The 16,558-nt window shown below is 40.1% G+C and carries 9 protein-coding genes; 6 read left to right on the top strand and 3 right to left on the bottom strand.

The genetic code is table 11. The annotated features are described in order from the left end of the window. Positions 1-320 precede the first annotated feature (320 nt). The 3 genes from tyrR to bcsE form a co-directional block, all read right to left on the bottom strand. The gene (tyrR, locus tag AN391_RS13950; RefSeq protein ID WP_055015963.1) at positions 321-1,877 is read right to left on the bottom strand and encodes a transcriptional regulator TyrR; all 1,557 of its coding nucleotides are present in this window, start codon (positions 1,875-1,877) and stop codon (positions 321-323) included. A 210-nt stretch (positions 1,878-2,087) separates the two neighbouring features. Further along, positions 2,088-3,668, bottom strand: a complete 1,581-nt coding sequence (gene bcsG / locus AN391_RS13945) for a cellulose biosynthesis protein BcsG (RefSeq protein ID WP_055015962.1) — start codon at positions 3,666-3,668, stop codon at positions 2,088-2,090. Between the two features lie 169 nt (positions 3,669-3,837). Continuing rightward, positions 3,838-5,460, bottom strand: a complete 1,623-nt coding sequence (bcsE, locus tag AN391_RS13940) for a cellulose biosynthesis protein BcsE (protein WP_055015961.1) — start codon at positions 5,458-5,460, stop codon at positions 3,838-3,840. Between the two features lie 114 nt (positions 5,461-5,574). On the opposite strand from bcsE, the gene bcsR reads away from it, so the two are divergent. The 6 genes from bcsR to AN391_RS13910 are packed head-to-tail and all read left to right on the top strand — an operon-like array spanning position 5,575 to position 16,346. Beyond that, a complete protein-coding gene (gene bcsR / locus AN391_RS13935; RefSeq protein ID WP_055015960.1) occupies positions 5,575-5,754 on the top strand; it encodes a BcsR/BcsP family cellulose biosynthesis protein in 180 nt (59 codons plus the stop codon). A gap of 31 nt (positions 5,755-5,785) precedes the next feature. Beyond that, a complete protein-coding gene (gene bcsQ / locus AN391_RS13930) occupies positions 5,786-6,499 on the top strand; it encodes a cellulose biosynthesis protein BcsQ (RefSeq protein ID WP_055015959.1) in 714 nt (237 codons plus the stop codon). A gap of 2 nt (positions 6,500-6,501) precedes the next feature. Further along, positions 6,502-9,171, top strand: coding sequence for a UDP-forming cellulose synthase catalytic subunit (gene bcsA, locus AN391_RS13925; RefSeq protein WP_055015958.1), 2,670 nt, complete (start codon positions 6,502-6,504; stop codon positions 9,169-9,171). Beyond that, positions 9,164-11,410 carry a cellulose biosynthesis cyclic di-GMP-binding regulatory protein BcsB gene (gene bcsB / locus AN391_RS13920; protein WP_055015957.1) on the top strand — a complete coding sequence of 749 codons (2,247 nt, stop codon included), beginning with the start codon at positions 9,164-9,166 and terminating at the stop codon, positions 11,408-11,410. The genes bcsA and bcsB overlap by 8 nt, the downstream gene beginning before the upstream one ends. Further along, on the top strand, positions 11,410-12,537 hold the full coding sequence (gene bcsZ, locus AN391_RS13915; RefSeq protein WP_146258075.1) for a cellulose synthase complex periplasmic endoglucanase BcsZ: 1,128 nt from the start codon (positions 11,410-11,412) through the stop codon (positions 12,535-12,537). Before bcsB ends, bcsZ begins: the two co-directional genes overlap by 1 nt. Then, positions 12,528-16,346: a cellulose synthase subunit BcsC-related outer membrane protein gene (locus AN391_RS13910; RefSeq protein ID WP_055015955.1), complete on the top strand. Its 3,819-nt coding sequence runs from the start codon at positions 12,528-12,530 to the stop codon at positions 16,344-16,346. The genes bcsZ and AN391_RS13910 overlap by 10 nt, the downstream gene beginning before the upstream one ends. Positions 16,347-16,558: the final 212 nt, after the last annotated feature.

The following is a 16,558-nucleotide window of genomic DNA, read 5'->3' as shown; positions in this document are numbered from 1 at the left end:
GCGAGGTTTGTAACCTAGTGGGCTCGATAACTGCTCCTGCGTTATTCTAATGACTTACATCCATGTAAGAATAAGTAAAAACCGAGCAAAGCTTCCGCGTCCTGCTCACGCCCCTTACCAACATCCATCTAGGCAACAAAGAGTTGATCGCCCTAGGCAGAACCCGAAGGGCAGCGCATGTTTGGTATTTATGCTGCGTTATCGCCTATTTATGGGGAATAACCACACTTCATAGGCCCTGCCTTGCCTAAAAACCAAACATACTGCTGCAAATTCAACCATCAAAGAACAACACGCCCTAGCGCCCAGTAAATCAGATACTAAACTTTAACAGTTTTGCGATTAATACCATAATCACGCAGTTTATTTGCCACTGCAGTGTGACTCAGCCCTAAACGTTTAGCCAATTGCCTTGAGCTTGGGTAAGCTGGATACAACTTACGTAATAAAGTTGCTTCAAAACGTTTTACAGCTTGATCTAACGTCCCCTCAAAATCTGACTCTAAATAACCTAGATCGTGCGTAAATGTGGGCAATTGTAAATGCTCCACACGCAGCTCACTGTCATCGAGTAGCGACACAGCTCGGTAAATCGCATTTTCTAACTGGCGTACATTACCTGGCCACGGGTATTCTTGTAAAAAGCGTAAGCATTCTTGTGATAATAACGGAATAGCATGGCCGTTTTGCTGTGCGTATTTTTGGATAAAGTGCTCGGCTAATGGACCCACATCAGCTTTACGGTCTCTCAGTGGCGCAATCTCTAACGTGAGCACATTAATTCGGTAATATAAATCCTCTCTAAATACGCCCTCTTGTACCATGGCTGGTAAATCTTTTTGTGTGGCTGCAATAATACGTACATTTACTTTTACTTCGTTTTCATCGCCCACTTTTCTAAATGTACCGTCTTGCAAAAAGCGCAGTAGCTTTGTTTGTAACTGTGTAGACATTTCGCCTACTTCATCTAAAAATACAGTACCGCCATCTGCTTGTTCTAATACCCCACGCTTAGGCGCGGTATTTTCTTCATAGCCGGCGTAGCCAAATAATTCAGATTCGGCTACATCATCAGGCAACGATGCACACGATAGAGCGATAAATGGTTTAACCGAACGGTTAGAGGCATAGTGACAAGCACGAGCAAGAAGTTCTTTACCCGTGCCAGTTTCGCCAGTTATTAAAATGGGCGCTTCTAACTGCGACATTTTTCGTGCTTCACGTACAACACGGCGCATAGCAGTACTAAAATTGTGAATAGTTGCAAAGCTTTCTTGCCCATAACGCCTAAAGGCACTGACTTGCTGACCTAATCGGCTTTGCGATTTAATATTTATAACCGCACCAGCTAACACATCACCTTCACCACCTTGCGGGACGGCAATCGGTAAAATATCGGCAATAAAGTCTTCACCGGCCACATCTACACGGGTTGTTTGACCAAGTACTTCTTTGCCTTCTAACCAGCGTGTAAAATTAAAACCTTTTAGTAGGTTATTAATATTGGCTCCTACCACTTCTTTTTCACTTAGTTGCAAGTCTTTACAGGCGGCATCGTTACACAAACGAACCCACCCTTTTGCGTCAATCGAGATAACTCCATCTGGTAATGCGCGCAGCAGTGTATTGAGCTCGTTATGCTCTCGTTCAGAGGGTAAAAAGGCAGTGGTACGAACATCATGTACGCCATCAATCAAACGAATAGAAGGCATAATTTTTTGAAATTGCTCAAATTCAATTTCAGGAAAGCTTACATACATACGGCAATTTACCGAATCAACCTCAATCCCTTTTAAGTCAACATCGTAGTTAACTAAAATATTTAGGATTTCTTGGGCAATACCCACACGGTCGGCACAATGAATATCTAGACGCATACATCCTCGAATAAGGAAAAACTATATTAGCCGAATAATACGCTAACTGCGTTATTCAATACAGTAAATTGTAAACAAATTTGGACAAGCTCAGATCTTTTTTACTGTAACCTTACACCTGTAAACATCAAACTGTAATAACGCCCAGCTTAAAAGTAAAAAACGCAGCGTGTAAGCTGCGTTTTAAAAAGGGGTAATACCTATATGCTATTAGTTTTGCGGGTATGGGGTCCAGTCTCCGCCATCTAATTGGATATAAGGGCGCTTATTAACATACATCATTATTGTATCGGCGTTTTCGGCTACTTTAGGTGCACGAGGCAGCGTATCAACTAAGTCAGCAATATTGCCATTACCTGCAAAAAAGTTTGTGCTAAGCACGCCACTAATTAGCTCCGATAAACCAAAGTAACTTGTTGATTCGCTTACAAGCGTTTGTGAATAGCTTTGTACATTTTTACCAATAAACTTAATCGCCACCGGAACAGATACAATACTTGGGCTTGGTATTTCGCGAAGACCTGCAAATTGTACTTTATCGCCTTTTAAAGCTGCACCGTGTTCAGGTACTATCATTAGCATGACATTACGGCCACGCTTTTCTAAATTTTTAATAAACCCGTTAATGTCGTTAAATAAGTTTTTATGCCTGGTCGGGTAGCTTTCAAGGCTACTCATGCGAGGCTGATTAGCTAATTGGTTGCCATCGTGCAAACTGGTTGTATTATAATACATAGCGCATGGCGCACAGTCTTCACCTTTTTCATTTAGCCATGAATTAAGTACCGCACCGTCTGAATAAATAGGCTTGTTATCAAACCCATATTGAGCAACGGGTAAGTTAGTAATATCGTAAGGCTGCTCATCTATTTTTCCGAACCTTTTAACTAAGCCCTTAAACTCATCAAAGTGGCCGTCGTGGTTCATTACCACACTACTCTTATACCCTAAGCTTTCTAAATTTTTAAATAAGTGGCACTGTTCAGGCGCATTCTCAAATAAAGCCGTTTGACTTGTTTGACCACAGCTTGCTCTTAGCAGACGAATTGCAGCCGGTCCAGAGTAAGAAGTAGCCGAGTTAAAATCAGAAAACACCACATCAAAGTCGCTGTATAAATCGTCAAGACTTACACCAATAGTTTCCAAGTCAGCCACTGCCATAGAGCAGATATTTAACACAATAACATCAAATAACTCACCGTTATATTGCTGTGGGAATTGGCTAATTAGTCTACTTTGTTGTTCATAAAACGCTTTTAACTGCTCATCTGGTGATTTTGCTTCTTGTGTTACTACTTGTGCTTGTGCACGAGGCGCAGCTGTTGTTACGTTATTAGCTGCTACTGGCTGGGTCATTAAATCATCTTCACTGTGATTACTTTGCCAAGCTACAAACATTAACCCAACAACGGTTACTGTGGTGAAGCGAATCCACTGCGAGCAATACCAAAAACACACCGTAATAACAAACAAAGCCAATAACATGTCAACATTGATAACACGCGCCATGAGCTCCAAAAAATAGCCAAAACTGAAGTCCTGTACATTGCCGGCCTGACGGGTTAAACGCTCTATTGGTGGCAACCACGAGTCTTTATACAATAAAACGATGGCCATTACCGCGCCTAACCAATGCTTAACTTTATTGAGTAAAGGGTGTGCGTAAGAAATAGCAAAAAAAGCAGCTAACGCCGCATTTGCCAATAAGCTAAAGTCGATCGCACCATAATAAAAAAGTGCAAACTTAACTAAAAAATAAAGGTTCCATACCCCTAAGCCTGATAATTTCACTATTTACCCTTCTTTATTCTATTTGGTTTGTAAGGTTCAAGTACTTCATGCTTAAACGTAAGCCGAGCATAGTATTTTTTTAATTTATTCAGTAGTAGCGACCCCGACATACACAAAAATACGCCAACTAGCATCGCTAAAATTGCTGTAATCAATAATTGATTAATACTCATAAGTTACTCTTTAAAGCCATTTTAAACGGCACGGCATCTGCGCGCTCATTTTTAGTAAACTCAGGGGTTTCTATATCTGCTGCAACACTTGCATCAATTGCTTGAGTAAATTTATAGCTTTCATTTTCCGTTAATTGGGCAGAGTAATCCGTTATATCCTGCCCTGCATAGTAACGCCTGAGTTGTTTACATTCTTGCTGAATATAAAAATGATCGGAGATTATATTTTGCTGTGCAAAAAAGTCGTTTGTTTCTAATTTAAATAAGTGTTTTATCGCGTTATTAACATCATTTTCGCGACACGCATGCAAGTACAAGTACACGGTATTTTCTACCAAACTGAAAACGTCACCTTCACGTTTAATATGAAACAAATGCAATGGATGGATGGGGTCAATTCGGGGTAAAAGCTCAAGTTTAACCAACACCCCGCTAACCCCTAGATTTACAGCTGAATCGCTGTGCACTTCAACCTGTTTGGTAAACTCTATAAAAGGTAAGTAGCCTTTCGAAAAGGTATTTTCGGTAAATTGAAGTACATGTTCAATAGAGTGCGGTAAGGGCCTTGAAAACTGAAACCCTTGAATTGACTGAACCTGTGAAAGCAACCTTGAAGGCTCTGAAAAACTATACAAAATGAGGTTAACACCTAAAGTCAAAAATAAGCATTCATCTTGATGGCGGATCACACCATCAACGTTTTGAATCACTAATTTAAGCCAACGACCGCAGTTTTTTCTAAGCTCAAAACATTGCTTAGCAAGCAGAGCTAAATCGGTATATCGCGACACTGCAAACACCAATGTCGCCGCTTCAAGTTTAGGACCTTTTGAAAAAAGCGCGTTGTTGTCTTTTATTATTTTATATTTTGCAGGAAGCTTAGTACCTTCAGGAATCGCCCCTTGCACAATCCACACTTCATCTTCATCTGCAAACACACCTGCAGTTAAAGGTTGTTTTTCAGTAATAGTATCTTGTTGGACTTTAAAGTGACCATCTTCATTCATTAAAGGGTACTGCACCGAGGCCAAAATACCCGTACTGTGGTGCCAATAATCGTATTCAAGCACACGCACCGTTGAATCATTCTCAACATAAACTAACCCATCTAAAACATCATTTAACCGCCTGAATAGAAAACGATAGTTAGTTACTTCAGGGCCAGAAACTAAAAATAAAGTAGTCGCCCCCGAATCTCTACTAAAACCCTTAAAGGCATGAATACTATTTGTCAGTTGCCGCTGATCCAACGAGGCTAAATCCGTCGTGCTAAAGTGCACAATAACTAGCGCTTCGTTTAACTGTTTATAAGCATTTAGCTCTTTTAAAGTATTGTTAATTATTTGTTGTTTGGGCCAGTCGCGGGTGTCAGCAGAAAACCTGAATGGGTGCACTTTGTGCTGGTCAAATGCGTGATTTAAAGCATCGCTGTAAGCACCCTCAAAAAATGTCTCTATTTGCGAAGAAACAATATAAATATCAGAGGTTGAGGGCTTATTAATTGCAAGTAGGGCCAGTTCAGTAGAAAAATGATCTAAAGGGGCTAAAATTGCATATAACGATGCAGGTTTTAGCTCTGTAGCAGCGGGCTGTAAGCCTGAAATGTTAAAGTTTTGCACTGAATTTAGCCTATAAAAAATACTTTTTTACTAGTTTTACCCGCTATTCTATATATAATAGACAAATATTGTCCACTTTAAATAAAAATAATAAACTTTAGCACAAAGGCATCAATGCACAAATTAACAACAAAAAGCTCTGAAACCTTAACATCCAACGACATTGAGAACCTCGCACGACGCTTTGGTGGTAAAAGCGAAGATTACGTTGAAATTGTTAATAAACAGAAAAATAAACAAACAATAAAAAAATACGCATTACTAAACGAAATACACCGTGCGGTAAATGCGTAATGTGTAATTAAAACGACAGGTAAACAACCCTTTGCAAAGAATTTTTCTAAAAGGCATTAAAGGCGGTACTGGCGCTACTTCGATGGTTGCCAACTTAGCCTGCGTATTAAAAAAATCAGGCTCAGATGTGATTGCTATAGATTTAGATTCTAAAAGCGATTTGGGACTGCACTTTGGCCTGCCTTGGCAATACAACCAGGGTTGGAGCAATGAGGAACGTTTTGAGGACGCTTTAGCGCACTTTCATCAAGATAGTGATGGCATTGTATTTTTGCCATTCGGCAACAATTGCGTAAGTCGTGAAGCGTTATTTGAGCTTGTTAACAATTGCAATAAACTGGATTATAACAAAGATACCTGGCTTCTATTCGATTGCCCTGCACATGTCGATATTACCCATTACCCCCTAGATAAAAACGACATAGTAATTGAAATAGTTAATTGTGATGCTATTTGTCACAGCTTAATTTACAAAAATCTACAAACGTTAAAACAGACTGACAACCAGTGGAAACACTTTTTTTTAGTCAATCGTTATAACTCTGCATCAACACTTGAATTTGATCTGTTTTCATTGTGGCAATCTACTTTACCATTTATGGCGCCTTTTTTTATAAACAGTGATGAAGTCATTAAAGAGTCTACAGCCTATCGAAATGTAGCGCTTAACTGTGCGCCATACAGTGTTGCTAACGATGACTTTGAAACGCTTGCCGGTTGGCTTGTAAGTAAGTCGGCTTTGTAATTATGAGCTTTTCTCTATTTTATAAGCGCCCAATACACAGTACTTTATATATACTGTTAAGCATTATATTTACTGAAAAACTTGTCCGTTATATTTTATTTAAGTTTCATAGCTATTTTAATCAGCACAAAGTAAACGTAATAGAAGCCTTTTTAATGCCTTTTATTACGCTAATCAGTTCATTGTTTATCAATATAAAAGACCACAAAATTAACTTTGAACTTATTTTATATGATTACTACCCGCATCTGCGCTTACCGTACCGTACGTTTATTTATTCAAATATTTTACGCTTTATCATCCAAAGTGTTTATTTATTATTTTTTAAAAACAGACCCAAAAAAAATTCAGTAAGGGAGCGGCTCTCTAACCAGTTTTATAATGGGGTAAGCTACTCACTTAAACAGTTGCGTTGGTTTGATTTAAAGCTAGGGCGAATGCTAAAACGCTTATTGTCAAAAAATGCTAAGGGACCTAAAAAAAGCGCTTTTAAAACCATGGCTGACGCTAAGATTTGGCAAAACAAACTAATCAAATATGTGGTTGTAGCCTTTATATTGTTTTTACTGGCTATTTTTATCACCATTCCGTTTAGCTTAGAAGCACAAGCTGTGTTTATTAGTTTTATATTAATAGTGGCTTATGGGCTTAAGCGCGTAAAAGGGCAAATGGCCACGATTGTAATGATCACCCTATCGGTAACCACTTCATCGCGTTATTTATGGTGGCGCTACACAGAAACCCTTAATTGGGATGACCCTGTAGCACTTACCTTGGGCGCAGGCTTGCTGCTGGCAGAAACCTATGCGTGGCTAGTGCTTATTTTAGGCTTTTTCCAAACTATAAACCCGCTTGAGCGCAAACCTGTTCCGTTGCCTGAAAACACCGACTTATGGCCAACAGTTGATGTATACATACCCACTTATAATGAGCCACTGAGTGTTGTGCAGCCAACCACACTTGCAGCCATGAGTATTGATTGGCCCGCAGATAAACTAAACGTGTATATTCTTGATGATGGAAAACGCCCTGAATTTAAAGAGTTTGCTCAGAAAGTGGGAGTCGGTTATTTAACTCGCCCTGATAATAACCACGCTAAAGCCGGTAACATGAACAGCGCCATGCGCTATACCAACGGTGATTACATCGCTATTTTTGATTGCGACCACGTCCCTGCCCGCTCATTTTTACAAATGACCATGGGACAATTTTTAAAAGATAGTAAAGTATGTTTAGTGCAAACACCGCATCACTTTTTTTCTGCGGACCCGTTTGAGCGTAACTTGAATAACCACAGCCAAATACCTAATGAAAACATGCTTTTTTACGGGTTAATTCAAGACGGTAATGACATGTGGGATGCGACCTTTTTTTGTGGCTCATGTGCTGTACTAAAAAGACAAGCTCTGGATGATATTGGTGGCTTTGCTTTTGAAACAGTAACCGAAGATGCCCACACTGCTCTGCGTATGCAACGTGCCGGTTATAAAACCGCATATATTAATATCCCTCAAGCTGCAGGGCTTGCTACAGATAGCCTTTCAGCTCATATTGGTCAGCGTATTCGGTGGGCGCGAGGTATGGCGCAAATATTTAGACTCGATAATCCAATTTTAGGTAAAGGGCTCGATATACCTCAGCGCTTATGCTACCTAAACGCCATGTTGCATTTCTTATCAGGCATTCCGCGGATTGTATTTTTAACCGCCCCCTTAGCGCTTATATACTTTAATGCGTACATTATTTATGCACCATTTTTAGCCATTTTTATTTACGTAGTGCCTACGTTAATACAAATAAAAGCGACCAACTCGCGCATACAGGGTAAATATCGCTACTCTTTTTGGGGTGAAGTGTATGAGTCTGTGCTTGCGTGGTACATATTAAAGCCAACAACCGTTGCGTTAATAAACCCTAATAAGGGTAAATTTAATGTGACCGAGAAAGGTGGCTTAAACGATAAAGAACATTACGATTGGGGAATATCTAAACCTTACTTGGTGCTTTTGCTGATAAACCTAGTGGGCATGCTGGTAGGTATTTTACGCTTAGGCTTTGGCGACCCAAGCCAAGTGGGCGTTTTACTGATAAGCATGGGGTGGGCAATCTACAATATTATTATTCTAGGCGCTGCGGTAGCCGTTGCAGCCGAAGCAAGACAAGTAAGGCAATCACATCGTATTAAGGCGCACTTTCCAGCGGGTGTGCGTTTAGCAAATGGCCATACGTTAAAAGTTAAAATAACTGATTACTCTGATAACGGGGTGGGCATTGAAACAGAACATGCTCACTTATGCCGTGTAAACGATAAAATAGAGCTATTAATGAGCCGCGGTAATAAGCAATTTTCGTTTACAACGTATGTTTGTAACACTCGAAACAAACAAATAGGCTTAACCTTAAAAGATCTTTCGCTCGAAAAGCAAAAAGCATTTATACAATGCACCTTTTCAAGAGCGGATGCATGGCTTGATTGGCAAAACAACTTTCGCCATGACCGCCCTTCTTATAGTTTTAAAGAAGTACAAAAAACAAGTTTAAGAGGATTTAGCAATTTATTGTTTCATGCTCCTAAGCCGTTACAACCGTTTGTAAAATTAATGACAAAAATTGTTGTATATATAAACTCTTTCACCCCTAAAAAACCAATAGTGCATAATAATTATGATTAAAAATTTGCTTAATACATTTCTAATACTGTTTATAACATGCAGCGCCCATAAGGCATGTGCTATTGAGCCAATGCACGATAAATCTGTGTTTATAAATGGCTACCCTGAGAGCGCCAACGTATCTAGTTTACGATTAGACTTTGCTGCTTTAGGTTTTAATGGTTACAAGCTAGATGGCATAAACAATAACTCAAGAGTGGATTTTACAAACCGCATTGATAAATTAAGCACCGATTTACAGCTTAATTTTTCTTACACAAACTCGCCATCATTAATTGCTAACGTATCGCATTTAAAAGTGTATTTTAATGAAAACTTAGTCACTGTACTGCCCATCAATGAGCAACTAAGTGTAGTTAAAAATACGGTTAATCATAGCCTTAAACTCAATGCTAAATATGTACAAGACTACAACCAAGTACGCTTTGAGCTTGTGGGCTATTATGATTTACGTTGCCAAGACTACTTTAGCCGCTCTATTTGGACCGAAATTAATAAATCGAGCAATATCACACTTAATCAAAAGCAATTAGCAATAGATAGTCGTTTGGAATATTTACCAGCGCCTTTTTTTGATGCCAAAGATTATAATAAGTTAAGCTTACCGTTTGTGTTTGCAAAAACACCTAACACCAAAACGATTGAAGCGGCAGCCACTTTATCTAGTTGGTTTGGCGCACAAGCTGACTGGCGCGGTGCTGATTTCCCGGTAGTCATTAATAAATCATTAGATACGCACAGCGTAGTTTTTATTACCAACGATTCAAAGCCTGACTTTTTAAAAGATTACCCAGATGTTGAAAAGCCAACCGTTGAGATTATTTCAAACCCACTGCATAGATACAGCAAAATGTTGCTTATTTTGGGTCGTGATGAAGATGATTTAAAAACAGCCGTTACTGGGTTAGCTTTCGGGCACAAAGTAATGACAGGTAGGACTGCAAGCATAGAAGCAATTAATCAACTCCCGCTTCGTAAGCCTTACGACGCCCCACGTTGGTTACGCGGTGATAGAGCGGTACATTTTGACGAACTAATCGATTTTGATACCCAACTACAAGCACAGGGGTTAAATAACGGGCCCGTGAAATTAAACGTGCGCTTTGCACCCGATTTATTTACCTGGCGCGAAAAAGGCATCCCCATCACATTACAGTATCGCAGCACGCCCGAGAGCGAGTCTTTAGACTCTCGATTGAATATGTTGATTAATCAAAAGTTTATTAGTGGATACTTGCTAGATAATGACGACTCTACACTTAATACTACAAAAACCTTATTGCCACTTATAGCCAATACTGATACCACACAAAACGCAGAAAACTTTTCACTGAATGGCATCAACTTAGCCACTCGGAACGAGCTAAACTTTGATTTTAGATTTGCGGTATTGAAAAAAGGTGAATGTGCGATAGCGCCGCCAGGTGGTGAGTTTGGTGTTATTGATGGTAATTCACACATTGATGTAAGTGGTTTTGATCATTACATTGCCCTACCGGATTTAAACGTATTTGCTAATAGTGGTTTCCCTTACACTAAATATGCCGACTTACAACAAACACTTGTACTTGTTGATCAGCAACCTTCTGCAAAAGCATTAACGTTACTGTTTAATCTTACTGGACATTTTGGTGCTATAACAGGTTACCCAACCCATAGAATGGCCGTTGCCCATTTAAATGAGAACGTTGACTTAGACGATAAAGATATTCTAGTTATTGCAAAGCCTAATAACACAGCACAACAACTAGATGAAGATGTGCAAACAAATGTACTTTTAAATAATAATCAGCGCGAAATAAAGCAGGCAATCTATAACGGTGCATACGATGAGCAAACGCCCGACAAAATCCAAGTAAGTGTAAAAAGCAGTGGTGATATGGCGGTCATTACAGCGTATCAATCTCCTTTTGATTCTGAGCGCTCTGTCGTGTCACTCAATGCAACTACCGAAAAAGCTTTTGGCTTAATTGATAAAACCCTTATGGACTCACAAACATTAAGTCAATTAAAAGGCAGTGCCGCAGTTATAAACTCACAAGGTGTTAAAACCATAAAAACTGATGAGCAATACTTTGTAGGCCATATTCCTGTACATACACTGGTGTGGTTCCATTTGTCTGACCACCCGTTTATTTTAGCTCTACTTTCGATATTAACGCTGTTATTGATCTCATTTATTTTATGGCGATTACTGCAAGCACTTACCCATAAACGTTTAGCTGAAGGAGATGAATAATGACATTACTTAACCGTGCATTATTAATAGTCACATTTTTTAGTTTTTCTGTATCAGCGCAAACACAGCAGTGCGAGCCCTGGCAAGGATGGCAAGTATTTAAAAACCACTTTGTTAGTGATGAAGGGCGCGTTATCGACTTAGGCTCAAAGCAAAATATTACCACCTCAGAAGGTCAATCATACGCGCTATTTTTTGCGCTAGTGGCAAATGATAAAGCTGCGTTTGATACTATTTTAGACTGGACGCAAGAGCACCTCTCTGAAGGTGATTTAAGTACACGTTTACCTGCTTGGCAATGGGGCAAAACAGGTAATGACACCACTGGAATTTTAGACTCAAACCCAGCATCAGATTCTGATTTATGGATAGCATATAGTTTATCGCAAGCAGCCATCTTATGGGATGAACGCCGTTATAGTATTTTAGCTGCCGTATTAGCGCAGCGTATTATGCGAGAGGAAACCGCTTATATCTCTGGTTTAGGGCTGACTTTATTACCCGCACCGGCTGGGTTTGAGTTTGAAAATAACACCTACAAACTTAACCCTAGCTATTCTCCGTTGTTTATTTATCAGCAGTTTAGCAAACTATACCCCAATTCCCCGTGGCAGCAACTCCATGAAGCGTCTGCCAAGCTTATTTTAGACACCGCTAAAAACGGCGTTAGTCCTGATTGGGTAATGTATAGCCCTGCAAAAGGCTTTTATCATAATAATAAAGCAACTGACTTAGGCAGCTACAATGCCATTCGGGTTTACTTATGGGCCAGTATGATGGCAGAGGATGCCCCTTACAAAACGCAGCTAAGCGAACAATTTAGTCCTTTTTTAGAGGCTATAAACAGCCGCGGCTATGTGCCTTTAAACACTTATGCAAGCTCTGGCAAAACCCAAAAGCGTGGCCCAGTTGGTTTTAATGCTGCCCTATTGCCAATGCTAAAAGAAAAAGGGGATGATTCGCAGGTTATGGCTATTCAACAAAAGTTGATGGTCGATAAATCATTTACACGAACTCGCTACTACGACAGTGTATTAAATCTATTTGGTAGTAGCGCACTTAATAAACGCTTTTCAATATCAGCAGACGGGACGCTCAAGCCAATGTGGAGCACTGAATGTCGCTAAAATGGGCTGTTGTTTGTACGTTAGCAGTCAGCGCAAGTGTACATGCTAAAACAAATAATGACATTGATACACGCTCTGTTGAGTGGCTTTTAAGCCAAATCAACATTGGTGAAGTACAAGAAAATAAAGACTTAGTTGCCGATAGCTTACAAAAGCTATTGGCAATAGCGCCTAATCGCATAGAAAGTCAGTGTGCGCTTGCTCGCTATGAATTTGCCAATGGCAAAGCGGGGGAAGCAAATCAAATATTAAGAAGAATAGATAATAGCAATACACAAGTTCACCCTTGTATAGAGCAATTACGATTAGTTGCTAGATTAGAAAATGAAGATAAAGCGGACATACAGCAAGCTAAATTACTTGCCCGTGCGGGTCGCTTTGAACAAGCACGCTTAATTTACAATTCTCTTTTTAAAAATGCCTATCCAAGCCTAGCGTTTGAGTTAGAGCATTTAAGTTGGTATGCACAAGATCAAAGCCAATGGCAAAATGTAAAAAAAGGTTACGAAAGGCTGCTACGCACCTATGAAAGCATTGGTGCTATAGATATCCCATACGCTCGCCACTTACTCAGAAGTAACCCGACTGATGACACTGCGTTATCTCTTTTAAGCAAATATGGCGCTACCTCTCGTTATAGTAATGAAGTAGAAGCGATTTGGTTAGGTGCTCTATCTAACATGCAATTAAACAGCGCTACTGATAAGCAATTTCAGCGCTACTTCACTGTGTACCCTTTCAGTAGTAAAGGTGAGCTACAGTATCAAGATTTCAAAAAAGATCTTAAAGCGCGACAAAAGCTATTAGCTAATCCGCACTATCAGTTATGGGTGAAAGGAGAAGCATTACTTGAAAAAAACAAGTTAGCTGCCGCAGAGCCCATTTTATTGGAAGCACTCAAAGGGCGCCCAAAAGATGGCGCGATTATGCGCAGCCTTGGCATCTTATACCTGCGAATGGGTGAAAACCAAAAATCATATAATTATTTTACGCGGGCGCAAAGTAACACTGCCGATTTTGCTGAGCGCGAAACATTAAAAGCGTTAGCTACTACAGCTAAATTTTGGCTTTATATCCGTCAAGCAAAAGAAGCTATAAACGAGCGTGAATTTAAAACAGCCAAGCTAAAGCTAGATTTAGCCAAGACCTTAGAACAAGACCCTGCTACTGTTTTGTATAACCGAGGGCTATTACAATTCGCACAAGGTAACTACTCTCAGGCGGCAACCATATACCAAACGGTGCTCAAAGGTGATCCTTTAAATAATGGTGCCTTGACCGGGTTATTAGAAATCGCTGAACTGGATAACTCTGAGCAGTCGTTAATCAACTTTTACAATGCTTTATCCGATACGCAAAAAGCACAGCTAAAGCCCGTTTATGTAGCTTCATTGAGTAGCCTGCTTCGCGAAAAAGCACGTCAGTACACCGATTCGGGTGAGGTAGAACTTGCAGAGCAGACTTTAAGAGAGGCCATAGAATTAGCCCCTGAGCAGCCTTGGCTTTATTATGACTTAGCGTTTATTTATCAACAAAATGGGTTAACGCAAAAGGCAAAAACGTTATTTAACAATGTGCTTTGGCAGTTTCCTCTTAATCCACAGTTACGCTACAGCCATGCCCTATTTTTGCGCTCAATAGATGATTACCAAGGTGCTTTAAACACCTTAGAGTATGTACCAGTTAATGAGCGAAATGACGACATAATTACGCTTGAGCAACAGCTTAGGCTGAACGAATCTCTCAGACAAAGTGAGCGCCACTTAAATAGCAAAAATAGAACCACGGCTATTTTTCATTTAAGTAATTTAGAAGCGCAAAATTTAACACCCGTAATGAAAGCCGAGCTATCGCGTAGCTGGTATCAAATAGATGAGAAAAAACACGCTATAAAGTTAATTAATGATGCATTAAATACTGAGCCTTCTTTATCACCTTATTGGCATATGCTGTATGGAGAATGGCTACTCGAGCAAAATGAGCGCCCATCTGTAGAGCAATGGTTTACCAATTACAGTTTACCTAGTAATGCCAGTACTGGCGAAATAGAGCAGTACGTCAATTTATACACTACATATATTAATGAGTATTACGAAGGTGGCGAACTATTAGCTAAGCTTAACCAGCTTGATCAAAAGTACCCTAGTACCCCCGCAACTACTACGGCATTAATTAATGCTAATTTAACCCTTGAGCAGCGTGAGTCGGCAATTATTGTTTATCAACAAAAACTAAAAAACAATCAGCCAATTGACCCTCAAGCTATGCTAGCAATAGCAAAAGCTCATAGAGAATTAGGTAACGACTTTCAAGCAAAAGAAGTGACTGAGCGTGCAATAGCGCAAACAGATGATCAACAGGCCTATTTACAGCGCCAAATTATGGCATCGTTAAATGACTTTAATTACGCAGGTGATGCGTTAGCTTTAGCCAATCAATTAATAGCTAAATCACCCAATGATAAAGAGCTTAGTTATTTGGGCGCTGAAGTTGCCCGAAACTTTAATGAGCAAGACCAAGCTAAGCAATGGTATTTAAAAACACTATCGAGCGAGCAAGGCCTAAACGATGAATCGTTTTACAAACAAATTGCGCGTATAGATGAAAATGACGCGTGGTATATAAATGGTGCTAAACGCGAGCTTATAAATGAGCAAAGCAAAAACCAAGCATACATTGCCATTGGGGTTAACTTTAGTGGCCAAACAAGTACAGAAAGCGAAGCGACGCTTGGCGCTGGCTTAGTCCCTATTGAGGCCTATTTTCCACTTTGGCAAGGTCAAGGGTTTATTAAAATAGATCCAACTAGCATCAGTGCACAAACAACGCGCTTTGATGAGCAATTTGCTGGAAGCCGCTACGGCCAAGGTGCACTGTGTATATTTACCTGCGGCATTGATGAGGTTAGCCCTGAGCAAGATGGGGTCGATATAGGTATTGGATGGCAAAATGAAAATTGGCGTGTTAATGTGGGTACTACCCCACTTGGCTTTTTGATTGAAGACATAGTATGGGGTGTAAACTACGCAAACAGCATTGGCGATTTTGGCTATAGCCTAGAGCTCGAAAAACGCCCTGTAACTAGCTCTGTGCTCTCTTATGCTGGCCTTGAGGATGTAAATACCGGTGAAATTTGGGGCGGCGTGCGCTCAACTGGCCTAACGGCCAATCTATCTCATGATTTAGGTGGCGATTGGGGCTTTTGGTCAAGCGCCGACTTTACACTTTATAAAGGTCAAAATGTTAAAGATAACCAACGCTATAGAGTTATGGGTGGGTCGTATTATCGCGTTATTAGCAATCAAGAACGCGAATTTACTGTCGGCGCAAGCCTATTGCATTGGGCGTATCAGTATAATTTAAGTGAAGAAACATGGGGTCACGGCGGTTACTATAGCCCACAAAACTACGTTGGGTTGTCACTGCCTTTAAGCTACGATGCGCGCTGGGGCGATGATTTTGTTTATCGCTTAAAAACAGGTATATCGTACTCGCAAACGAAAACCCAAGCGATTGACTTTTACCCCAATGACACTGATTTACAACTACAGGCATACGACAGAGAGCTTATCACTGGAGTTGATCCAGTATTTGCAGGTGATGACAGCGCAGGCGTTTCATACAATCTTGAAGGAAGCTTTGAGTACCGTATAACACCGCATTGGTTTTTTGGGGGCTACTTAGCCATAGACCGTGCTGATTTTTACGAACCCAACTTTGGTCAGCTCTATATTCGCTATTACTTCAACCCTGTGTACGGGACGTTAGAGTTCCCTGGCACCCCAATTGTTCCTTATGCAGACTTTTAACGCAGCGCAAGGTGATACATCGCGAATGCTTCCCCTCGCACTAAGGTATATGTATACTTGAGCGCAATTGTAACTAGGATAAGGGTGTGTCTCTTACCTTGTGGTGTTACTACCATTTAGCAAATCATTATCTTAGCTACAAATAATATACAGATGGTCGAGCGTTTTATACCAATCCGCATAATTAAGTGATCTATTTTGAGGATGGATAA

The sequence above is a fragment of the Pseudoalteromonas sp. P1-13-1a genome (assembly GCF_001401875.1).
Classification (GTDB): domain Bacteria; phylum Pseudomonadota; class Gammaproteobacteria; order Enterobacterales; family Alteromonadaceae; genus Pseudoalteromonas.
The sequence above is the reverse complement of the archived record's forward strand: the minus strand, read 5'-3'. Positions and strand labels throughout refer to the sequence as shown.

Coding starts and splice junctions, on each gene's coding strand:
- tyrR (WP_055015963.1), bottom strand. CDS start 1,877: ATGCGTCTAGATATTCATTGTGCCGACCGTGTGGGTATTGCCCAAGAA.
- bcsR (WP_055015960.1), top strand. CDS start 5,575: ATGCACAAATTAACAACAAAAAGCTCTGAAACCTTAACATCCAACGAC.
- bcsA (WP_055015958.1), top strand. CDS start 6,502: ATGAGCTTTTCTCTATTTTATAAGCGCCCAATACACAGTACTTTATAT.
- bcsB (WP_055015957.1), top strand. CDS start 9,164: ATGATTAAAAATTTGCTTAATACATTTCTAATACTGTTTATAACATGC.
- bcsZ (WP_146258075.1), top strand. CDS start 11,410: ATGACATTACTTAACCGTGCATTATTAATAGTCACATTTTTTAGTTTT.
- AN391_RS13910 (WP_055015955.1), top strand. CDS start 12,528: ATGTCGCTAAAATGGGCTGTTGTTTGTACGTTAGCAGTCAGCGCAAGT.